The organism is Methylophilus sp. (assembly GCF_035460085.1).
GTDB lineage: Bacteria > Pseudomonadota > Gammaproteobacteria > Burkholderiales > Methylophilaceae > Methylophilus.
The window spans coordinates 16,252-38,908 of record NZ_DATHWZ010000019.1; the positions used below are offsets into that span (position 1 = coordinate 16,252).

Consider the following 22,657-nt stretch of genomic DNA (forward strand, 5'->3'; position numbering starts at 1 on the left):
TTAAGTACTCAGCTAACGGCGGTTGGATACGAGTGAAGTAAGTTGAAATTGCGAGCTTGATAAAAATCAGGCCACTCATCGTAAGCAGTTTTTAAAAGATTGAGGACAAAGGCGTCCTGAGTGTAAACGAACCCTCGTTTGCACTCAGGACGCCTTTTTTCGTTTTTACGTTTCCCAAATTCATCATTATCCAGATTCATCATATCAAGGAGCAGCAATGAGCAGTTCAGATAAGAAAACAGTCATTCTTCCTGCAGCAGAGAAACAGGCTGAGCAGGTAGATAGCCAGCGCCGCCATTTCTTCATGCATACCCTGGCCGGTGCCTTTGGCGCCGCCGCCATGATGAACATGGTGCCTTCTGCTATCCGAAGCCAGGCCTGGGCCGCCGGTTCAGACGCCCCTGAAATCACAGAAGTGAAGGTCGGTTTTATTCCGTTAACTGACTGTGCGCCTATCGTGGTCGCCGCGCAAATGGGCTTCGATAAAAAATACGGCATCAAGATTGTGCCTTCCAAAGAAGCCTCCTGGGCTGGCGTGCGCGACAAGCTGGTGAATGGTGAACTGCATGCTGCACATGTTCTGTATGGCCTTATTTATGGTGTGCAATTGGGCATAGGCGGTCAACAGAAAGACATGAATGTGCTGATGACGCTGAACCACAATGGCCAAGGCATCACGCTGGCCAACCAGTTGAAAGAAAAAGGCGTCACCAGCGGCGGTACCCTGAAAAGGCTGCTGGATAACGAAAACCGTGACTTCACGTTTGCGCAGACTTTCCCGACCGGCACCCACGCCATGTGGCTGTATTACTGGCTGGCCAACTACGGCATCAACCCGATGAAAGACGTGAAAACCATCGTCGTGCCACCACCACAAATGGTGGCCAATATGCGTATCGGCAATATGGATGGTTACTGTGTCGGCGAACCATGGAACGCGCGCGCCATTTACGACAAGATCGGTTTCACGGTGACCACCAGCCAGGATATCTGGACTGACCACCCGGAAAAAGTGCTGGGGACTACCGCAGAGTTTATCGCTAAGAACCCGAATACCGCACTGGCATTGACCAAAGCTATCCTCGAAGCCTGCCGCTATATCGACGCCACCAAAAACCGCCCTGAAGTGGCCAAGCTGATCGCTGGCAAAGCCTATGTCAACGCCCCCGAAGAAGTGATCGAAGGACGCTTCCTCGGCCATTACGACAATGGCATCGGCAAAAAATGGGAAGACCCGAACTACATGAAGTTCTTCAACGATGGCAAGGTCAATTTCCCTTACCTGTCTGACGGCATGTGGTTCCTGACGCAGCATAAACGCTGGGGCTTGCTGAAGTCTGACCCGGATTACCTGGGCGTGGCAAAAAAGGTAAACCGTATTGATATCTACACCGAAGCTGCCAAATCGCTGGGCATCTCGGTGCCCACCGATGTGATGCGCAGCAGCAAGCTGATGGATGGTGTGGTGTGGGATGGCAAGGATCCGAAAGCCTATGCCAACAGTTTCAAAGTTAAAGCTTAATTCTTAAACAGGAGAATGACTATGAGTGTCGTCAGCTTTAACAAGGAAGAAATCATGCAGGCAAGCGTAGAGGCTCCTGCGAAACCGGTTGTGGCTGTGGTGAACCCTCTCTCGACCACAGCAACAGCAGCCACCCCGTCGTTGCAGCGGCGGGGCGCATGGGCGGCAGCCGCCAAAGTGGTCGTTGAATGGCTACTGCCGCCCATGATCGGCTTGCTGGTATTTGGCGCTATCTGGGCCACCGTCGCGGCGTTGACACAGGGCGTGCCCGGCCCGGTAAAAACCTGGCTGTCAGCAGTGGAGTTGTTCGGTGATCCCTTCTATATCAACAACCCCAACGATATGGGCATAGGCTGGAACATCCTCAATTCGCTTAAGCGTGTTGCCACCGGTTTTGCACTGGCCGCTATTGTCGGGATCCCGATGGGCTTTGTGATTGGCCGCTACACCTTTATGTCAAGGATGGCGGCACCGATCATCAGCCTGCTGAAACCGGTATCCCCACTTGCCTGGTTACCGATTGGCTTGCTGGTATTCAAAGCGGCTGACCCGGCTGCAATCTGGGTGATCTTCATCACCGCTGTCTGGCCAATGATCATCAACACCGCAGTCGGTGTCAGCAAGGTGCCTGAAGATTACCTGAATGTGGCAAAAGTGCTCAACCTGTCCGAGTGGAAAGTGGTCACCAAAATCCTGCTGCCTTATGTCATGCCTTACATGATGACCGGTGTGCGTTTGTCGATCGGGGCTGCCTGGCTGGTGATTGTCGCTGCAGAAATGCTGACCGGCGGCGTGGGCATCGGTTTCTGGGTATGGGATGAGTGGAACAACCTGAATGTGGAACACATCATCATCGCCATCTTCATTGTCGGCATTGTCGGTTTATTGCTGGAACAGTTGCTGGTTCTGGTGGCTAAACGCTACAGCTACGAATAAACCATAAAGGAATCCATGATGACAACCGTAACGCAAGACCGTTATGTCCTGATTGAAAACGTCAATATGACGTTTCAAACCAAAAAAGGCAGTTTCCAGGCACTGAAAGATATCAACCTGTCTATCCGCGAAGGCGAGTTCATCTCCATCATCGGCCACTCAGGCTGCGGAAAATCTACTGTACTCAACCTGATTGCCGGCTTGTTACAACCAACCGATGGCTATTTATTCTGTGCCGGTCGCGAAATATCCAAACCTGGTCCTGAGCGTGCCGTGGTGTTCCAGAACCACTCTTTGCTGCCGTGGTTGACCTGTTTTGAAAACGTATACCTGGCAGTAGAACGCGTTTTCGGAGACAGCGAAAGTAAAACGCAACTGGCTGATCGCACAACCGCCGCACTGGAACTGGTAGGCCTCAGCCATGCCATCGAAAAACGTCCGAATGAAATCTCAGGCGGCATGAAACAACGGGTAGGCATTGCCCGCGCACTGGCGATGGAACCCAAAGTATTGCTGCTGGATGAACCGTTTGGTGCACTGGATGCATTGACCCGTGCCGGCTTGCAGGATGAGTTGATGAGCATTATGGCGCGCTCGGGCTGTACCGCGGTGATGGTCACGCACGATGTAGATGAAGCCGTGCTGCTGTCTGACCGCATCGTCATGATGACCAATGGCCCGGCGGCGACCATCGGCGAGATCCTGGAAGTGGATCTACCCCGTCCGCGCAATCGACTGCAACTGGTCGAAGACCAGGCCTACACGCGGCTGCGCAGTGAAGTATTGAAGTTTTTGTATGAAAGACACGCCAAAAAAGCGGCATAAAAGTGGTGCTGACGGGCGGCAACCCGCCAGCACCGCATACCTCATCGAAGTATGGTTACCCACTTAAGCAAAGGAGCAACAACATGAAAGCTAACTCTTACCAACGATTGCGTCAAGCCTCATTGGCTGTATTGATGGCAGCAATGAGCATGCAAGTGGTGGCTGAAGAAGAAGTTTTACCTGAATACACATTTATGGATGCGATTAAAACCGGCAAGAATATGACCAGTTTCAGATTACGTTATGAACATGTAGACCAGGATGGCCTGCAGCCAGCCACCTTTGCCAATGGCTCGGCCAACCCGACCGCTAACCGGGAGCTGGACAATGCCAATGCCGTCACCTTACGCAGCCTGATTGGCTGGCAAACCGCGCCATACCATAACTGGAGTTTTGCCGCGCAAATCACCAATGTCAGCAAACTCAAGGATGACTTTAATGACGGAACCAACACCGTCAGAACAAATGGCGCTTCTAACGAAAGCGACAGCATCAACTACGCTAAAGTAGTAGACGCTGACTACACCGATATCAACCAGCTGTTTGTCGATTGGACCGGTATCAAGAACACACGTATCCGTGCAGGTCGCCAGGCGGTCAACCTGGATAATGTGCGTTTTATCGGCGACATTGCCTTCCGCCAGAACACCCAGGTGTTTGATGGTATTTCGGTGTTTAACAAAACCATCCCTGATACAGAAATCTTTTTAGCGCACTTTGACCGTGTCAGGCAGATTTTCACCTCGCACCGCAGTGGCGACCTGGAAATCGCCAATGCCCGCTATCGTATCTCGCCTACCGAATTCCTGGTCGGTTATGGCTATTTTTCAAACTTTGAAAACCTGGGCCTGGGCAACGCGTGGTTTGGTGCTGCTGCACTTAACAATACGTTCAATAATTTGCTGGCGGATCAATCCAACAAGATCATAGGCGTGCGCCTGGATGGCACCCACCCGTTCACGCCTAATTATCGTGCGCATTACACGGCCGAATATGCCAAACAAACAGATTACAAGGGTGGCGACAACCGGATTGATGCCCACTATTACAAACTGGGTGGCGGGTTTGCCATAGACAATTTCAACCTGCGTGTGGACCAGGAACTGCTCTCCAGCAACGATGGCCAGTATGCCTTCCAGACGCCTTTTGGTACCAACCACTTGTTCCAGGGCTGGGTAGACAAGTTTTTGGTGACACCACGCCAGGGCATTAAAGACTCATTCATCACAGCCACTTATAAATATGGCGATTTCCTGTTTTTTGTCGATTACCACGACATCCGTTCAGATGAGGATTTCTTTACCGTGAATGGTGGCGCAACCGCTAATGGCAACCGCTATGGCCATGAATGGAATGCCGCCGTGACCTGGAATATCGACAAAAACTGGATGACCAAATTCGAATACGGCAAATATACCGAAGACGACCAATATGCTGGCGCGGCCAATGCTGTGACAAATGCTTTGACCAACCGCGGACGCATACAGGATACCGAGAAATTATGGTTAACCGCCATGTACACCTTTTGATTGTTTAATGTAAGGAAGACGTTATGACGACAGCCGGAAAAGTTTTTTTAGTAGGTGCCGGACCTGGTGACCCAGACCTGATCACGCTCAAGGCCGTCAAGGCATTGCAGCAAGCCGAAGTCGTGCTGGTCGATGACCTGGTCAACCCGGACCTGCTCACGCATTGCCCGCAGGCACGTATCGTGCACGTGGGTAAGCGTGGCGGCTGCAAGTCTACCCCGCAGCACTTTATCAACCGCATGATGATCGCGCTGGCCGAGCAAGGACAGGTAGTGGTGCGTCTCAAGGGCGGCGACCCGTTCGTGTTTGGCCGTGGCGGTGAAGAAATGCTGGCTTTGCGCGCAGCGGGTGTCAGCTACGAGATTATTCCCGGGATGACTAGCGGCCTGAGCGCTTGCGCCAGTATGGATGTACCGGTCACGCATCGCGGCCTCAACCATGGTGTAACCCTGGTCACCGGCCATACGCAGGATGGCGGGCCATTACCCTGGCGGGCCCTGGTAGAAAGCAATACCACCCTGGTGATTTACATGGGCATGCAGCACCTGGCCGATATCAGCCGCGAATTGATCGCTGCCGGTATGTCAAAAAACATGCCGTGCATGATTGTGGAAAGCGCTACCCGCGTCGATGAACGCGCACTGGTGAGCACCATTGAAGCCATGCCCATGCTGAGTCACCAGCACCAGATGAAGAGCCCGGCCATGATCGTGGTGGGTGAAGTAGTCAACATGGCAAATAGTGCCAAGACCCTAGAAATGCTGGGGCAATTTGAATATTTACAAGCGGTGAATGGCAATTAAAAAAATGCATTCACAAGCATGACAAATACAATGTTTTGAAATACACGGAGATTTAACATGAAAAAAAGTTTTTGGGAGGTAGGCCACAAACCTACACTGTTTTCAGCGTTCTTTTATTTTGACCTGAGCTTTATGGTGTGGGTCATGCTGGGGCCGCTGGCAGTGCAAATTGCCGCTGACCTGCAATTAAACCCGGCACAAAAAGGCCTGATGGTCGCCACGCCGGTACTGACCGGTGCGCTGTTGCGCATCGTGATGGGCGTACTGGTAGACCAGCTCAAGCCTAAAAAAGCCGGCCTGATCGGCCAGGTGATCGTACTGGCTGCCTTGCTCATCGCTTGGTTACATGGCATACATACGTATCAGCAAGCTTTGCTGCTCGGTGTGTTTCTCGGTTTCGCCGGTGCTGCATTTGCTGTGGCGCTGCCGCTGGCTTCACGCTGGTATCCGCCTGAACATCAAGGCACGGCGCTGGGCATTGCGGGTGCGGGCAACTCTGGCACAGCCCTGGCGGCGTTATTTGCGCCCGGACTGGCAGTGGCTTTCGGCTGGAACAATGTGTTTGGCCTGGCCCTGATCCCATTATTGCTGGCCCTGATTGTCTATACCGTGTTTGCCAAAGATGCGCCGGATACACCGGCACCGAAATCATTGTCCCAGTATATGGCTGTACTGAAAGACAAAGATGCCTGGTGGTTTATGCTGTTCTATTGCGTGACTTTCGGTGGCTTTGTCGGCATGGCTTCTTCGCTGACGATTTACTTCCATGACCAGTATGGCCTGGATCCTGTGCATGCCGGTTACTTCACCGCTGCCTGTGTGTTCGCCGGTTCACTGGTACGTCCGTTTGGCGGACTGTTGGCTGACCGTATTGGCGGCATCCGCACGCTGAGTACCATGTATGCGCTGGCCGCTGTGTTCCTGTTCACATTGAGTTTTGGTATGAGCACCCAGCTGACTGGCCTGGGCGTAGTCATCCTGGCAATGGCGGCACTCGGTATGGGTAATGGCGCGGTGTTCCAATTGGTGCCACAGCGCTTCCGTAAGGAAATTGGCGTGATGACCGGCCTGGTCGGCATGGCAGGCGGCATTGGTGGTTTCTACCTGGCGTCCAGCCTGGGGTATTCAAAACAGATCACCGGCAGCTACCAGGTAGGCTTGATTATTTTTGCCGGATTAGCGCTCCTGGCGCTGGTAGGGCTGACGGGTGTGAAAAATCGCTGGCGGACTACCTGGGGCGCCGCGAGCGTGACTGCGGCCAAGGTATAAGAAAACCATATCCGCCAATCCATCATAACCATTAAAATAGCCGCTTATGAGTCTTGTATTTAAAGTGGGTGAACATAGTGTGATCGGCCCCAGGCCGCGTAACGAGGATTACGTCACTGTGGTCACGCCTTCCGAGTCACAACTGGCGATCAAAGGCGCGCTCATGCTGGTGGCAGATGGGGTCAGTGGCGGTGCAGGCGGGGCTGAAGCGTCTGAAATGACGGCCAGGAGCATCTCGGCTGATTACTATGCCACCCCGGAAACCTGGACCATCCAGCATGCCCTGGACAAAGTCGTACAAGCAGCCAACCTGTGGGTACTCTCGCAAGCGCGCAAGGATAGCAAGATGGCTGGCATGGCGACGACGTTGTCCGCCATGGTTTTGCGCGGTCAGCGTTATGTGCTGGCGCATGTGGGAGATACCCGTATCTACCGCCTGCGTGAACAATCATTGCAATGTCTGACTACTGACCATGTATGGGACAGGCCGGATATGCGCCATGTACTCAAACGTGCGGTCGGGCTTGATGACCAGCTCACGGTAGATTATGCCGAAGGCCTGCTGCAACCCGGTGATGTGTATGCCATCCTCAGCGATGGCGTGTGGGATGCCGTCGGCGATGCCGACATACACCGGGCACTGATGCTCTACCACTCACCGCAAATGGTGGCTGAATACCTGACTGCGCTGGCGGTAGAAAAAGGCGGCCAGGATAATGCTTCCGCCGTCATCGTAAACATTGAAAGTGTCGGCCAGGATCATCTGACCGATATGCTGGCCGATGCCCTCAGCCTGCCCCTGCCTCCCAGGTTAGCGGTCGGCAGCCAGATTGACGGTTTTACCGTGACCAGGGTGATTCACGACTCCCGCCTGAGCATCCTCTACCAGGTGAAAAATACCGCCGGGCAACTGTTTGTATTAAAAACCCTGCAACCATCACGGGCAGATGACAAGGAAAGTTGCGAAGCCTTATTGAATGAAGAATGGCTGGCCAAGCGCGTCGTGTCGCAGTGTGTACCGCAAATACTGCCGCTGACGCTGGATCAGCGCAGCGCGCTATATTATGTGATGACCTGGCATGAAGGCTCTACCTTGCAGCAACGTCTGGATGCCGGGCACCATTTCACCATGAATGGGGTTGCCAATATCGGCCAGGATTTATTACGCGGTTTAAGCATGTTGCACCGCCTGAATATCGTGCACCGCGATATCAAGCCGGCCAATATTCATATCGGCAGCGATACCCGCCTGCGAATCCTGGACTTGGGTGTCGCATTGAACCCTACCCTGCCCATGCCTGAGCAAATGGAGAATCCGGGGACGCCGAGTTTTATGGCACCGGAACTGTTTGATGGCAAGGTGGCGGACAGGCAGGCCGATATCTATGCTGCCGGCGTTACGCTTTATCATTTGCTGACCCGTAAATACCCTTATGGCGAGATCGAGCCTTTCCAGTCACCCCGTTTCGGCGAACCGATCAAGCCCAGCCGCTACCGTCCTGAAATTCCGGCCTGGCTTGAAAATGTGATTCTGAAAGCGATTGCCAAGAAACCGTACGACCGGTTTGAAACCGCAGAAGAAATGTTGCTGGCAATAGAACATGGCGAATTGAAAACCCTGGTAATTCCACGCACGCCTTTGATTGGCCGCGCCAGGCTGGTCAAATGGCAGTGGCTCGCTATTTGCTCTTTGCTTGCCAATCTTATCCTGATCTACTTGTTGTTTATTACCTGACCAGGTAACCCTTCCCCTAAAGAACTAAAACATCTCTGAGTTCAGCGTCAAAACTTATCCTTCAATCAAGACCCATTCTGGTGCAAACGCTCTAATTTGCATCATTCCCGTGCGCTCAGCTGGTTTTACAAGCCATGCCACCCCTTACAAAAATATATCCAAACGCTTAACCAACCTGAATTAAACACCAATAAAACAATCACTTAAAAAATTTTCAGGTGTTATCAATACTGCATATCCCAGATTGGCATGTCGCTTGCTAATTGCTCAATAGATATTAAACCTCGTTTTATTAACGATTAGTTTTTATGGACAACGGCGTCCATAGCTTGTTTTTCGAACTGCCATCGGTAGTCGCTAGATAAGCTATGGACGCCTTTTTTCGTTTTTAGCTTAGCAAACCGCAATGCATGTTTTGGAAACAATACCGAGCGCATGCTTGCACCTGATGGGGAACATACGATGAATCAACACACCCGCATAGTAGTCGTCGGCAACGGCATGGTGGGGCATTATTTTATGCAGGAACTGGTTAAACGCCATCCTGACCTGGCCGCCGCCAACCTGCAAGTCACGGTATTGGGCGAAGAACCACGCCCTGCTTATGACCGTGTGCATCTTTCCAGCTTTTTCTCCGGCAGCACGGCTGAAGACCTGTCCCTGGTCGAGCCTGGTTTCTATGACCGCCCCGGACTGGAATTGCGCCTGAATGCCCGTGTGAGCCATATTGATCGCCATCAACATCTCATCACCCTGACAGATAACACCACCCTGTCATATGACAAACTGGTCTTGGCGACCGGTTCGGTGCCCTTCGTGCCTTCAGTTGCAGGGCGTGACCGCGAAAACTGCTTTGTGTACCGCACGATTGAAGACCTGGAAGCCATGACCGCCGCTGGCAAAACTGCCAAGAGCGGCGTGGTGGTCGGCGGTGGCCTGCTGGGCCTGGAATGCGCCAAAGCATTACGAGATATGGGCCTGGATACCCACGTCGTCGAATTCGCGCCGCGCCTGATGGCGGTTCAAGTGGATGAAGCCGGTGGCCGCGTACTGCGTAGCCAGATCGAAAACCTCGGTGTACACGTACACACCAGCCGCAACACTACTGCAATTGTGGATGGTGCGACTGCGCGCCACCGCATGGTATTTTTTGACGAGACCTGGCTGGAAACCGACATGATCGTGTTCTCTGCCGGTATCCGCCCGCGTGATGAACTGGCACGCGAGTCTGGATTAGCGATAGGCGCCCGTGGCGGTATCGCGATTGATGACTTCTCCCGCTCCAGCGACCATGACATTTATGCCATCGGCGAGTGCGCCAGCTGGAACGACGAGATGTTCGGCCTGGTCGCTCCTGGCTACGATATGGCCCGCACGGCCTGCGCACACCTGGCTGGCGAAACCGCGTCAACTTTCCAGGGCGCAGACATGAGCACCAAGCTCAAACTGATGGGCGTAGACGTCGCCAGCGTCGGCGATGCGCATGGCAAGACTCATGGCTGCCGTAGCTACCAGTACACAGATGAAGTACGCAATATCTATAAAAAAATCGTCGTCAGCGAAGATGGCAAAAAACTGCTGGGTGCGGTGCTGATCGGCAATGCCGACGAATACGGCACCTTGCAGCAGATGACCGTCAATGACATGGCATTGCCGGAAAACCCCGAGTTCCTGATTCTGCCTGCCAGCGATGGCAAGGCAAAACCTGGCCTGGGTGTGGATGCGTTACCGGATACCGCCGTACTCTGCTCGTGCAACAACGTCAGCAAAGGTGCCATTGGAGAAGCGGTGGCTGCCGGCAATTGCAGCATAGGTGCCATCAAGTCCTGCACCAAAGCGGGCACTGCCTGCGGCGGTTGTGTGCCGTTAGTGACGCAAGTCATGAAGGCGCAGATGGTAAAGCTGGGCATGACCGTCAACAACCACTTGTGCGAACACTTTCCCTATTCTCGCCAGGAGCTATACCACCTGGTGCGCGTGGGTGAGATCAGGACTTTCAGTGACCTGCTGCACAAGCACGGCAAAGGCCTGGGCTGCGATATCTGCAAACCGACTGCTGCCAGTATATTGGCTTCAGTCTGGAACGATTTCATCCTTAAGAAAGACCTGGCTTCGCTGCAGGATTCCAACGACTACTTCCTCGGCAATATCCAGAAGGATGGCAGTTACTCCGTGGTACCACGCATGCCGGGCGGTGAAGTGACGCCGGATGGCCTGATTGCGATTGGCCAGATCGCCAAGAAATACCAGCTATATACCAAAGTCACCGGTGGTGCGCGTGTGGACATGTTCGGTGCCCGCGTCGAGCAATTACCCAATATCTGGGAAGAGCTGATCGCTGCCGGTTTTGAATCCGGCCATGCCTATGGCAAATCGTTGCGTACCGTGAAAAGCTGCGTCGGTTCCACCTGGTGCCGTTATGGCGTGGACGACAGTGTCGGCCTGGCCGTGCAACTGGAGAACCGTTACAAAGGCCTGCGCGCACCGCACAAAATCAAGTTTGGTGTATCCGGTTGTACCCGTGAATGTGCCGAAGCACAGGGCAAAGATGTGGGGCTGATTGCTACCGAAAGTGGCTGGAACTTGTATGTATGTGGTAACGGCGGCATGAAGCCACGTCATGCAGAATTGATTGCGAGTGACCTCAGTAAAGAAGATGCAATCCGCATGATAGACCGCTTCCTGATGTTCTACATCCGCACTGCCGACCGCCTTCAACGCACCAGCACCTGGCGCGACAACCTGGAAGGCGGCCTCGATTACCTTAAAGACGTAGTTATCCATGACTCGCTGGGCCTGGGTGCAGAACTGGAAGCACAGATGCAACATGTGGTGAATAACTACCAGGATGAATGGAAGACCGCCGTCAACGACCCTGAAGTGCGAAAACGCTTCCGCAGCTTTGTTAACAGCATGGCTGGTGACACGAATATCGTATTCGTGAAAGAACGCGACCAGCTAAGGCCAGCCACGGTAGAAGAAAAACAGCAGGCACAGGAAAAGCAGGCAGCGAAAGTCATTCCTATCCTGGCTGCAACTGAGTAATCCACGGAGTAGAACCATGAGTCAATTACAACAAACAGCTTCATCTGATAGTACAACCACGCAACCCGCCACATCCACTGACGGCGTATGGCAACTGGTGTGTGCACTGGATGACATCTGGCCAAACATGGGCGTGTGCGCCCTGGTGGAAGATCGCCAGGTCGCCATTTTCCGCATGCAGGATGACCTGCTGTATGCCATCGACAACTACGATCCGCACAGTGATGCCAATGTCATTTCGCGCGGCATCATCGGTGACCTGGGCGGTGAACATGTGGTCGCCTCCCCGATCTACAAACACCATTACCAGCTGCGTACCGGCATCTGCGTGGAAGATGCCGATACTTGCCTGCGCACCTACCCGGTGGAAGTGCGGGATGGCGTAGTCTGGGTTCAGGTATAGGTTATCTGGATAGAAGCGAGACCAGCAACAATGGTGAAGCAGGTGAAATCAGTTTGCCCGTATTGTGGCGTAGGTTGCGGCATCGTCATGGAAGTGGAGGATGACTTAGCAACCAAGACCCGGCGCGTGATCAAAGTCTACGGTGACAAGCAGCATCCGACCAACTATGGCCGTCTGTGTACCAAAGGTAGCACCTGTATCCAGGCTATTGCTGAATCCGGGCGGCTGGAATATGCCTATGTACGCCCAGGTCGTGGACAGGAGTCGGTGCGCACCGGCATGGATGAAGCCATTAAGGAAACCGCGCGCCGCTTGCGTGGCATTCTCGATGAGCATGGCCCGGATGCCATTGCCTTGTATGTTTCCGGCCAGATGTCGATTGAGTCCCAGTACCTCGCTAACAAGCTGGTCAAAGGCTATCTCGGTAGCAATAACATCGAGTCAAACTCACGCCTGTGTATGGCCAGTGCCGGTAGCGGCTATAAGTTGTCACTGGGCGCAGATGGTCCGCCGGGCTCTTACCAGGACTTTGACCAGACTGACCTGTTTTTTGTGACCGGCGCCAATATGGCCGATTGCCATCCCATCCTGTTCCTGCGCATGATGGACAGAGTCAAAGCCGGTGCCAAGTTGATCGTGGTCGATCCTCGCCGTAATACCACTGCCGATAAAGCCAGCTTGTTCATGCAGATCAAGCCGGGCACCGACCTCGCTTTACTGAATGGACTGCTGCACCTGCTGGTGAAAAACGGTCATACCGATAACGAATTCATCGCCGAATTTACCGAAGGCTGGGAAGCAATGCCGGCTTTCCTGGAAGACTATACGCCGGAAAAAGTGGCGGCGATTACCGGCCTGAATATTTCGGATATCCGCCAGGCTGCTGAATGGATAGGCACCAGCAAGAACTGGTTAAGCTGCTGGACCATGGGCTTGAACCAAAGCACGCATGGCACCTGGAACACCAACGCGATTTGTAATCTGCATCTGGCCACGGGCGCAATTTGCCGACCCGGTAGCGGCCCGTTTTCTCTGACCGGGCAACCGAATGCCATGGGCGGTCGTGAAATGGGTTATATGGGCCCTGGCCTGCCGGGTCAACGTTCAGTATTGGTAGAGCAAGACCGCCAGTTTATCGAACAATTGTGGCAAGTGCCGGAAGGCACGCTGCATACGCGACTGGGTGGCGGCACCGTCGCCATGTTCGAGCAGATGATCGCAGGCAACATCAAAGCCTGCTGGGTGATCTGTACCAATCCGGTCGCCAGCATGGCTAACCGCAAGAATGTGATTGCCGGGTTTGAGAAAGCTGAACTGGTCATCGCTCAGGATGCCTTCCTCGATACCGAGACCAATCGCTATGCCGATATTTTGCTACCCGGCGCTTTATGGGCCGAAGCAGAAGGCGTAATGATCAACTCCGAACGCAATATGACATTGACCCAGCAGGCAGTGGATGCGCCTGGCGAAGCCATGGCTGACTGGGAGATCATTGCCAGGGTCGCTTGCGAGATGGGCTTTGCGGATGGTTTTCGTTACAACAGTGCCGCCGAAGTGTTTGAAGAAATCACACGCACGACCAACCTCAACACCGGGTATGACATCCGCGGTGCCAGCCATGCCCGCTTGCGCGAAACGCCACTGCAATGGCCTTGCTCACCTGATAGCCAGGCTGACCGGCACCCGATTCGCTACCTAAACGATGGTGTCAATCAAGTATTAAAAGTGCGTGAAGACGGCAGCCAGCCACGCATTGCTTTTGCGACGGCGAGTGGTAAAGCGGTTTTCTTTGCCCGGCCACATATGGAGCCTGCCGAATTACCGGATCACGATTTTCCGTTTGTGCTGAATACAGGCCGCCTGCAACACCAATGGCACACCATGACCAAGACCGGCAAGATCCCTACATTGAACAAACTTAATCCTGGGCCATTTGTAGAACTGCACCCTGAAGATGCCGCTGCACTAGGGATACGCGACAAAGATCAGGTCGAGATTCTTTCACGCAGAGGCAAAGCGATACTACCCTCCATCGTGACTGACCGTGTCCGCGCGGGAAATTGCTTCGTACCCTTCCACTGGAATGATGTCTATGGTGACGATCTCACCATCAATGCGGTGACCAGTGATGCGATTGACCCGATCTCGCAGCAACCGGAATTTAAATTCTGTGCTGTGACGATGAAACGCGTAGCAAGTGCGCCACCTGCACACCAGAAAAATAACAATCTGGCAAACACCGGCACAGGTGAAGCAGTAAGCAATAACAAGGAACTCGACATGAAAGATATCGATGCTTTAGCCAGGTTGCTAGGCCTGGACAAGTCACCGGAAATAACTCTGGAAGCTGAGGAACAACTTTACCTGCAAGGATTTTTAACCGGCTTGCGCACCCAGGAATCACGTCAACATGGTGGCGTTCCGGTACTGCCTGATAACTCCCCGCTTGCCCCGGAAAAACAGGTATTGGTGAACGGTATCCTGGCCGGGCTGTTTGCACGCATCAGGCTGCCAAATAGCGTCACCCCTCCCGCGGGTTTGCCAGAATCTGAGACTGCCGTCACCATTCTTTGGGCTTCACAGACTGGCAATGCCGAGGGCTATGCAGAACAATGTGCCAAGCGATTAAAGGCCAGCGGCCTGAATGCCAGGGTCATGGCGATGGATGATATCAACATGGCAGACTTGGCCAAGGCGTCACAAGTTTTACTACTCACCAGCACATTCGGGGACGGTGACCCGCCGGACAATGGCAATCAATTCTGGAACGGCCTACAGGCGGAAAATGCGCTCCGTTTGGAAAACATCCGCTTTGCCGTGCTGGCATTTGGCGATTCGAACTATGACCAGTTTTGTGGCTTTGGCCGCAAGCTAGATGCAAGACTGGAAGCCATGGGCGCACAACGCCTGCTTGAGCGCGCAGACTGCGAACCGGAATTTGAAGATACCGCCAATGCATGGCTCGATAAAGCTGTTTCAGTGCTGGCGAATGTCGCTGCTCCCGTCAGCCAACCGGCGCTGGCGATGACTGATGTGATGGATGAAACTGCGAGTGACCTTGCAGAACTGCCAGTAGTCCCTGCATACACCCGTCAACATCCATTGAAAACCAGATTGATCATCAACCAACGCCTGAACGCGGATGGTGCAGAAAAAGAGATCCGCCAGTTTGGCTTTGATTTGAGCAACAGCGGTTTCAAATATGAAGCGGGCGATGCCCTGGGGGTGTGGCCAACAAACAACCCGGAGTTAGTAGGTGAAATGTTGCGCGCATTAAAGCTTTCTGCTTCGACCATGGTGACAGTCAAAGAGCATGGCGAGCTTGCATTAGGCGATGCCTTGTTACATCACTACGAAATCGCGCGTATTACCCCGGATATGGTGAAATTTGTGCAAGAACATAGCGCCAGCCCGGCCCTTGCATTATTGATGGAAGATGAAGAACGCCTTAAAGACTGGCTGTGGGGGAAACAGATGATTGATCTGTTACTGGCTTTCCCCTTTAAAGTCGAAGCCTGCAAATGGCTAGGCGCATTAAAACGCTTGCAGCCACGCTTGTACTCCATTTCGTCCAGTCCAAAAATTTATCCGGACCAGGTGCATTTAACGGTATCAACCGTGCGTTACGGCAAAGACCTGGCGCGCGGAGGCATTTGCTCAACGTTTATGGCGGATCGCGCACAAGATAATGACGTATCCATCTTCCTGCAACGCTCAGCGCATTTCCGTCCGCCAAAAAATCAGGATGCACCGCTGATCATGGTGGGCCCAGGCACCGGCATCGCCCCATTCATCGCCTTTTTACAGGAACGCAAGGCGACAGGGGCCAAAGGTAAAAACTGGCTGTTCTTTGGTGAGCAGCATGCCGCCACAGATTTTTACTATAAAGAAGAGCTGGATTCTCTGCAAAAAACAGGTGTGCTGCACAAGCTGGATACTGCTTTCTCACGCGACCAGAAAGAAAAGATCTATGTGCAACATCGCATGCTGGAGCAAGGTGCAGAGTTGTGGCAATGGCTGCAACAGGGCGCGCACTTCTGCGTATGTGGTGATGCCAGCCGTATGGCGAAAGATGTGGATGCCGCTTTGAAAACCATTATCCAGACGCATGGCAACATGACCGCAGAACAAGCAGCTGACTATGTATCGGCCATGGCTACAGAAAAACGCTATGTACGCGATGTGTACTAATGAGACGTGTACTAATGAATTGTGTTTTTATCCGGCACAAACTTCAATACAGCACTATTGATGCAGTAACGCTTGCCAGTGGGTGGTGGGCCATCGTCAAACACATGGCCTAAATGGATACCGGAACTGGCACTGAGTACCTCAGTACGACGCATACCGTGGTCACCATCCTCTTTCATCACTAGCGCGCCTGGCAACGGGTCAAAAAAACTGGGCCAGCCAGTGTTGCTGTTAAATTTCTTGTCGCTTCGGAACAGCCTCTCGCCGGAAACCGGGTCTACATAATAGCCCGAGGCATGGTTATCGAGTAGCGAACCGCTAAACGGCATCTCGGTAGCTTTTTCAAACGCGATCTTCCTCTGCTGAGCGCTCAGTGTCTGTACCCCGAGCCAACGCCAAAAGCGTTGTTTGTTACCGTCATACCCGGTGTAGCGCGACGCTTCTTTGCCATCTTCAAACAAGACGATAGTAGGGGTTGCCCACAAAGACTCTTTCAGCGCCCAACCAGCAGGTGCCTGGGTGGAATAGGTTTTAGCGATACTGGTCCCAGACTTCCACTGACTCATAATGTCTTTTTCAAACATTTTGCAGAAATGGCAGGTTTCAGACTCGAAAACCACTAATTGCTTGTTTGAAAGTTTGCTGCCATCCAGTGGCGCAGTCATCACTGACGTTGCCTGCGTGCTACCAGGAAACGCAACCCCTGTCCCGCCCAACCCGCAATAACCGTTGGGATTTTTCTTCAGGTATTGCTGGTGATAACCTTCAGCCGGGTAAAACGTTTTCAGCGGCGTAATTTCAGTGGTGATTTTCCCCAAACCAGCCTTAGTCAGCGCTTGCTGATAGATTTCCATGGTTTGCAGAGCGGCTTGCTGCTGGCTATCAGAACTATAAAAAATAGCACTGCGATAATTTGAGCCGACATCATTGCCCTGCCGGTTACCCTGGGTTGGGTTATGGTTTTGCCAGAACGCAGCCAGCACTTTCTCAAGCGTACCAGGACTTTTATCGTAGGTAACCTTAACAACTTCTGCGTGGGTATCCGCTTTGTTACCGTGCCCTTCTCTGGAAACGGTTTCATAGGTTGGAGACTTGGTATTGCCACCGGCATAGCCCACTTCAGTGCGAATCACACCAGGGATCTCTGCTATCCGTTTTTCTGCACCCCAAAAGCAACCCATGCCTAAAACAATAGTGTCAGATGCCGTCGTGTTTCCTGCACTTGCAGACATAGCAAAACATGCAAGCAGACATAGCGCTGCTGCCTGAATTCTTTTGATTAACATAGTCATCACTCCTTATGTTTTCACGTCTTTGCCTGTGTAGCAAAACAACAGACGCTTGCGTCGTACCCAGTTTGATTGATGTGCAACGTTAGTATTGCCTCTGATTTTTACAGGCAATATGCACAACCTTTTCTTGCTAGTACGCTGCTGCGCTCTGATTAGTTACAGATGGTGAAAAAATGACTGATTATTTCTGCTAGGTTCTTCGCTACTTGAGTACATCCATATTTTGCGCATTTCACCCAAGAAAAAGGGAAGGCATTCCGCCTTCCCTATCCATTACATACCTGTTTTAGATCAGATTTCCACTTAGAAGTCAGCCGTCACAGAGAGCAGGACAGTTCTCGGCGCCCCTACTGACAACCCTTCACGTGCAGCAGAAAGCCAGTAGTTTTTATCAAACAGGTTCTCGATAGCCCCTCTCACCGTGACAGGTACTTTCCCTGTGGTAAACGCATAACGTGCACCCAAGTCATAGCGATTCCATGACGGGATTTTTTGCGTGTTACCGGCGTCCAGATACTGTTCACCGGTATGCAACATACGGGCGGTTAGGGTAAGACCCGGTAGCATAGGCGCATCCCATTCGGCTGCCAGATTGAATTGCTGTCGTGGTACAGCTGGTGCTGTATTACCATCCGTGTTTCCGCCTTCTGTCTTGACCAGCTTACCCTCAGTCAACGCCAACCCACCCAATAACCGCACATGCTCGACCACTTCCCCTTGTGTTAAAAACTCAATGCCACGGTTACGTTGTTTTCCATTGACTGAAAAAATACCGGTGGAAGGATCCGTGATGCCACTTGGACGTTCAATTTCAAACACACTTACCGTGGTTGCAAAGCGGCCAAAGTCGTACTTCACACCAGCCTCTTTTTGCTTGGACACTTCTGGCGGAAAGACCTTTCCTCTATTAATTGGATCATTGGGCGCAATCTGACCTTGATTAAGCCCCTCAATATAATTCGCGTATAAAGACAACTGTTCTGTCGGGCGAATTACCAAGGCCACAACTGGTGTGAATTTAGATTCATCATAATGTTGTTCAACTACCCTGTTACCTGTTGCCGAGTCAAAGTTATTACTGATGACCTCTTGATGCCTCACGCCCAGCGTGAGTTGCACTTTTTTATCCAGCACGGACAGGGTATCGGCCAGGGCAATACTGCGTAATCTGGTTTCGGCACTTTTCGGGACATTCCCAACCAGTGAAATAGCTGGCTTAGTTAAGTCTGGCGAGGCGTACAGATTTGAAAAACCAAATGCGCTTGTCCGGTTTGATAAAAATCCAGACTCCATAAAATAACTGGTCACACTCAACACTGGCTCGTGATTCAAGGCACCCGTGGCGAATTTACCTCTGACACCCACTTCTCCAGACAGGGTTTTAACATATTGTTTTGTACGGGTTGGTCTGGTTCTCATATCTCCCTGCTGACTCAGCAACTGCCAACTTGTCTGCAAACTGCTGAAATCATATTCAGAGCCACCTAAAGCACCATATACCATCCAATTCGGTGTCAGATCAAATTCCGCACGTCCTGAGCCTGAAATCTGGTTACTATCCCAGTAAGTCCAGCTGGGGAAATAGTTTCTCCGGGCATCCGGCGCTGATCCAATCTGAACGCCACTTGCTACAAACAGCAGGCCACTTCGCGCGTAAGTGAGGCGGTTCTGATAATTCAGGTCACCTTCCAGACGAAATCCATCGCCTTGAAAATCGACTCCGATGGCAATGGCATCCAGCCTTTCCTTGGAGCCATCCATAGGCGTATCTCCAGAACTTTTAATCGCATTCACACGCACACCCAATTGCTGATCTGCGCCAAATCGTCTTGCCACATCCGCATGGGCCGCCAGTTGGCTATCGTCAATATAAGAAAGAGTCATGCGGTTGAGTGGTTGATAGCCGGCACGCTTAGGCACCAGATTAATCGCCCCGCCTACCGAACCGCCAGGCGCGATCCCGTTCAACAGGGCATTCGGCCCTCTGAGCACTTCAACACGCTCGATACCTATCATGGAGCTGGAATCACGCGGTGAAATGCCGTACAAGCCATTGAACATGGCGTCGTAGTTGAACAGCGTAAAACCGCGAATATTGAATTCGTCGCGACCTGAGCCACGTGCATAGGTATTGCGGATGGAGGGATCATTCACCAGCACATCACCAAGATTCTGTGCCTGCTGGTCTTCGATCAGTTTGGAAGTATATTGTGTGGCGCTGAAAGGGGTATCCATCAAATCCTTATTGCCCAGCAAACCCACTTTACCGCCACGGGCAACCTGGCCACCGGCATATTCGGCAGGGATATCTTTAATCGCCTGGTCTTTCACTTGTACTTCAGGCAGTGTTTCAGCTTTACCCTCGATTTGTTTGACCACAGAATAACCAGCCGGTGTCTTTTGGGTGGTTAAGCCAGACCCTTTTAAAAGAATCTCCAGGACTTGCTGAACACTGTAATTACCTTTAACAGCGGGGGCTTTAAGTTTGCTGGCCAGGTCTGAGGGGAAGGCAATATTCTCACCGCTTTGCTTGCCTAGCGTCAAAAGCGCCTGGTCTAGCGATTGCGCGGCGATATCGATATTAGCCGACGCTGCATGGACATGGATGCTCATTGAAAGTAATACGGTCAAAAGTAATGCTGCGATGGATAACTGCCTCAACTTAATACGATGGCTAAGTTGAACATTGGGTCGTGCTGTCATGGTTTCCCTTAATAATATTTGCGGCTGCATTTGCCGCTATACCGTTAAGGCGATTAACACCAATGAAACTAGCACGTCAGGAATGCATTTTTTGAATATTTATTTCGCCGTCATTAGCGCGGGTCACTATTACTGGGAACATGGTATCCATGCTATCCAGTAATTGCTCAACCTTGCTTATGTCATAAATACCGGTGATCAGCAACTCTTCTACGCGTGGGTCCAGCTTTATAGGCGCTTTTCTATAGCGCTGTATGCTGGCAATCGCATCTTTCAGCGGCGTTTTATTAAACAGAATTTTCCCCGAATACCAGGCAGTGACCATCTCCATCTCTGCAAGGTACGGAGCTCCTGCTGCCTGATCAGTCACATGAATAGACTGACCCGCAGTTAACCTGTTTTTTTGCTCTCCGGTTTGCAACTCCACTTCACCTTCGAGCACCGTGGTGACAAAGGATTGCTGCCATTTCGAGATATTAAATACTGTACCTATATCCAGCACTGTGGAATTATTTACTGCGACCATGAATGGCCGTAATTCATGCTTGACCGTAAAAGCGGCCTCCCCTTTGTCCAGCATTATTTCGCGGGAACGCAGCCTGAGTTTGGTGACCAACGTAGTGTTGGAATTTAAATGCACTTTACTCCCATCATGCAATGTGTACTGGGCATTCTCAGCATACCGGGTGGAGTAAGTATCCGTTGAAATGGCCGGATTGACCGTCCACACACCTAAAGCACAAAAGACCAGAACCGCTGTATATTGCACCGTTTTAATGACTTTTTTGCGGTTATCCCTGTCGCGGTTTACCTCGGCAAACAATTCCTCTTTCGAGGGGAATTTACCCTTGGCCGCTTTGATATACGGCATCAAATCCGAAATATTCGATTCGGTTTCTGGTGGCTGTTGCCGCTGGGGCTGCTTGGAAGTATTCATCTGGTTGAAGTGGTGGTGTGTGACAGCTTATTTATTCTAAATGGATAGCTGTTTCCTGGCTACGGTGATATTTACCAGCGCTTTATTGAAATGCCGCGACACCATGTTGGTGGATATGCCCATTTCTACCGCTATTTCATGCTGCGAAATTTCGTATAACTGATGCAATAAAAACACCTGTCTTTGCTTTTTCGGCAAGGCATCAATCATCTGCCTGATTTGCTCTATTTTCTGCGCAAACTCTAAAGCGGCCGCGCCATCATAAAAATGGCTATCGCCATCTGGCGCCAAATTTGCAAGGTAATTTGCGCCCACCTTTTCATGCCGGGTGCGGTCCAGTGCCCGGTTCATGCTTATTTTTCTAAGGTAACTCAGTGGCGTCCTGATCTCGCTGGCAGGCGGGTTCTCCATCAGCTCGATGCAGACATCGTGCACGACATCCTCTGCAAAATGGCGGCTGCCAAAATGATGATTAACGTGATTGACTAACTCACCATAATGCAAGACCAATGATGACAGCAGCCTACTTTTTGTGAGATCAATCTGCAAAGGAAAACTTCTGTGAGCAAGGCGGTTGAAAGACAATGGATTATATTGATAATGATTCTCATTGGCAACCTGCTAGGGATTAACTCTACAAATTTTAACTTTGCTTTCGCTTGGGCAAGCGATGTGGAAAATACAAAATGAGATGCTTGTACCACCTGGCACAAGCAATCTTAAAAAGCCCCGGCAGTCACTATTCAAAGGACCTGAGGGCTATCTGAAATTAGTTTTGCGGATACATTACTTCAGCAGTCCATGCACTCTTGGGTTGTGAATATAACTTCCAGAACTCCTCGCCAATATCAGTCGCTTCTTTGGAATCCGGATTGACGAAAGTGCCGACCGTCACGCTTGCAATATGGATACCCTGCTCTTTCAAAGCGTCGAACAATGCCAGCGCCTGTGCACGAATGCCTGCTTTACCGATGCTTATAGAAAGATAATCAGGATGTGGCGAAAGCGCAAAACCACCACCGGTCAATAACACAGTGCCTGAGCCATTTTTGACCATGGCTTGTGCTACTGCTTGCGTAGCGGCCAGCGAGCCACCAATGTTCACTGCCAGATCGGTATTGAAGGATTCGATAGGTTGCGAAGCAATAGTAGCCTGGCGGACAAAGGCAGCGTTGTAATGCAGTACCTCAATCGCGCCATGCTGCTTTTCAACGGCGGCAACCAGGTTACTCACACTTGCCGGATTTCCTGCATCTACCGTTTTCGCTTCTGCTGAGTATCCTTTAGCAGTCAATTGATCGACCAGGCGTTTGGTTTTTTCCGCAGTACGCGCGCTCAGCACCACATGAAATCCTTCTTTAGCGAAACGTTCTGCGGTAGCGAAACCAATGCCTGGGCCAGACCCGATACTTAAAAATGTTTTCATCATCACTCCAATCAAAGCATATAAATTAAATGGTTGAATTC

14 protein-coding genes and 1 pseudogene are annotated in these 22,657 nt (G+C 51.8%); 10 read left to right on the top strand and 5 right to left on the bottom strand.

From position 1 onward, the window contains the following. Positions 1-217 precede the first annotated feature (217 nt). From VK958_RS02720 to VK958_RS02765, 10 genes and pseudogenes are all read left to right on the top strand, one after another. A complete protein-coding gene (locus tag VK958_RS02720; protein ID WP_325238817.1) occupies positions 218-1,522 on the top strand; it encodes a CmpA/NrtA family ABC transporter substrate-binding protein in 1,305 nt (434 codons plus the stop codon). Between the two features lie 21 nt (positions 1,523-1,543). Further along, positions 1,544-2,458: a nitrate ABC transporter permease gene (gene ntrB, locus VK958_RS02725; protein ID WP_325238819.1), complete on the top strand. Its 915-nt coding sequence runs from the start codon at positions 1,544-1,546 to the stop codon at positions 2,456-2,458. 15 nt (positions 2,459-2,473) lie between these two features. Next, positions 2,474-3,283, top strand: coding sequence for an ABC transporter ATP-binding protein (locus VK958_RS02730; RefSeq protein ID WP_414683829.1), 810 nt, complete (start codon positions 2,474-2,476; stop codon positions 3,281-3,283). Between the two features lie 83 nt (positions 3,284-3,366). Beyond that, on the top strand, positions 3,367-4,812 hold the full coding sequence (locus VK958_RS02735) for an alginate export family protein (protein WP_325238821.1): 1,446 nt from the start codon (positions 3,367-3,369) through the stop codon (positions 4,810-4,812). Positions 4,813-4,844: 32 nt separating this feature from the next. After that, positions 4,845-5,615 (top strand): annotated as a pseudogene (cobA, locus tag VK958_RS02740) (uroporphyrinogen-III C-methyltransferase); the annotation flags it as partial. A gap of 57 nt (positions 5,616-5,672) precedes the next feature. Continuing rightward, positions 5,673-6,884, top strand: a complete 1,212-nt coding sequence (locus VK958_RS02745) for a nitrate/nitrite transporter (protein ID WP_325238825.1) — start codon at positions 5,673-5,675, stop codon at positions 6,882-6,884. A gap of 46 nt (positions 6,885-6,930) precedes the next feature. Beyond that, positions 6,931-8,619: a bifunctional protein-serine/threonine kinase/phosphatase gene (locus tag VK958_RS02750; RefSeq protein WP_325238826.1), complete on the top strand. Its 1,689-nt coding sequence runs from the start codon at positions 6,931-6,933 to the stop codon at positions 8,617-8,619. A gap of 462 nt (positions 8,620-9,081) precedes the next feature. Next, a complete protein-coding gene (gene nirB / locus VK958_RS02755) occupies positions 9,082-11,664 on the top strand; it encodes a nitrite reductase large subunit NirB (RefSeq protein WP_325238827.1) in 2,583 nt (860 codons plus the stop codon). Positions 11,665-11,680: 16 nt separating this feature from the next. Continuing rightward, positions 11,681-12,067: a nitrite reductase small subunit NirD gene (gene nirD / locus VK958_RS02760; RefSeq protein ID WP_325238828.1), complete on the top strand. Its 387-nt coding sequence runs from the start codon at positions 11,681-11,683 to the stop codon at positions 12,065-12,067. 42 nt (positions 12,068-12,109) lie between these two features. Beyond that, the gene (locus VK958_RS02765; protein WP_325238829.1) at positions 12,110-16,258 is read left to right on the top strand and encodes a bifunctional nitrate reductase/sulfite reductase flavoprotein subunit alpha; all 4,149 of its coding nucleotides are present in this window, start codon (positions 12,110-12,112) and stop codon (positions 16,256-16,258) included. Between the two features lie 11 nt (positions 16,259-16,269). On the opposite strand, the gene msrA is transcribed toward VK958_RS02765, so the two are convergent. From msrA to VK958_RS02790, 5 genes are all read right to left on the bottom strand, one after another. After that, entirely contained in the window at positions 16,270-17,544 is a 1,275-nt protein-coding gene (gene msrA / locus VK958_RS02770) for a peptide-methionine (S)-S-oxide reductase MsrA (protein ID WP_325238831.1), read from the bottom strand. Between the two features lie 309 nt (positions 17,545-17,853). Continuing rightward, positions 17,854-20,253: a TonB-dependent receptor gene (locus tag VK958_RS02775; protein ID WP_325238832.1), complete on the bottom strand. Its 2,400-nt coding sequence runs from the start codon at positions 20,251-20,253 to the stop codon at positions 17,854-17,856. Positions 20,254-20,329: 76 nt separating this feature from the next. After that, positions 20,330-21,190 carry a FecR family protein gene (locus VK958_RS02780; RefSeq protein WP_325238833.1) on the bottom strand — a complete coding sequence of 287 codons (861 nt, stop codon included), beginning with the start codon at positions 21,188-21,190 and terminating at the stop codon, positions 20,330-20,332. A 36-nt stretch (positions 21,191-21,226) separates the two neighbouring features. Further along, the gene (locus tag VK958_RS02785; RefSeq protein ID WP_325238834.1) at positions 21,227-21,700 is read right to left on the bottom strand and encodes an RNA polymerase sigma factor; all 474 of its coding nucleotides are present in this window, start codon (positions 21,698-21,700) and stop codon (positions 21,227-21,229) included. A 259-nt stretch (positions 21,701-21,959) separates the two neighbouring features. Continuing rightward, the gene (locus VK958_RS02790; RefSeq protein WP_325238835.1) at positions 21,960-22,616 is read right to left on the bottom strand and encodes an SDR family NAD(P)-dependent oxidoreductase; all 657 of its coding nucleotides are present in this window, start codon (positions 22,614-22,616) and stop codon (positions 21,960-21,962) included. Between the last annotated feature and the right edge of the window lie 41 nt (positions 22,617-22,657).

Bases quoted from the DNA above. Each gene is read 5' to 3' on its own strand.
- VK958_RS02720 (WP_325238817.1), top strand. From the start codon at position 218: ATGAGCAGTTCAGATAAGAAAACAGTCATTCTTCCTGCAGCAGAGAAA.
- ntrB (WP_325238819.1), top strand. From the start codon at position 1,544: ATGAGTGTCGTCAGCTTTAACAAGGAAGAAATCATGCAGGCAAGCGTA.
- VK958_RS02730 (WP_414683829.1), top strand. From the start codon at position 2,474: ATGATGACAACCGTAACGCAAGACCGTTATGTCCTGATTGAAAACGTC.
- VK958_RS02735 (WP_325238821.1), top strand. From the start codon at position 3,367: ATGAAAGCTAACTCTTACCAACGATTGCGTCAAGCCTCATTGGCTGTA.
- VK958_RS02745 (WP_325238825.1), top strand. From the start codon at position 5,673: ATGAAAAAAAGTTTTTGGGAGGTAGGCCACAAACCTACACTGTTTTCA.
- VK958_RS02750 (WP_325238826.1), top strand. From the start codon at position 6,931: ATGAGTCTTGTATTTAAAGTGGGTGAACATAGTGTGATCGGCCCCAGG.
- nirB (WP_325238827.1), top strand. From the start codon at position 9,082: ATGAATCAACACACCCGCATAGTAGTCGTCGGCAACGGCATGGTGGGG.
- nirD (WP_325238828.1), top strand. From the start codon at position 11,681: ATGAGTCAATTACAACAAACAGCTTCATCTGATAGTACAACCACGCAA.
- msrA (WP_325238831.1), bottom strand. From the start codon at position 17,544: ATGTTAATCAAAAGAATTCAGGCAGCAGCGCTATGTCTGCTTGCATGT.
- VK958_RS02775 (WP_325238832.1), bottom strand. From the start codon at position 20,253: ATGACAGCACGACCCAATGTTCAACTTAGCCATCGTATTAAGTTGAGG.
- VK958_RS02780 (WP_325238833.1), bottom strand. From the start codon at position 21,190: ATGAATACTTCCAAGCAGCCCCAGCGGCAACAGCCACCAGAAACCGAA.
- VK958_RS02790 (WP_325238835.1), bottom strand. From the start codon at position 22,616: ATGAAAACATTTTTAAGTATCGGGTCTGGCCCAGGCATTGGTTTCGCT.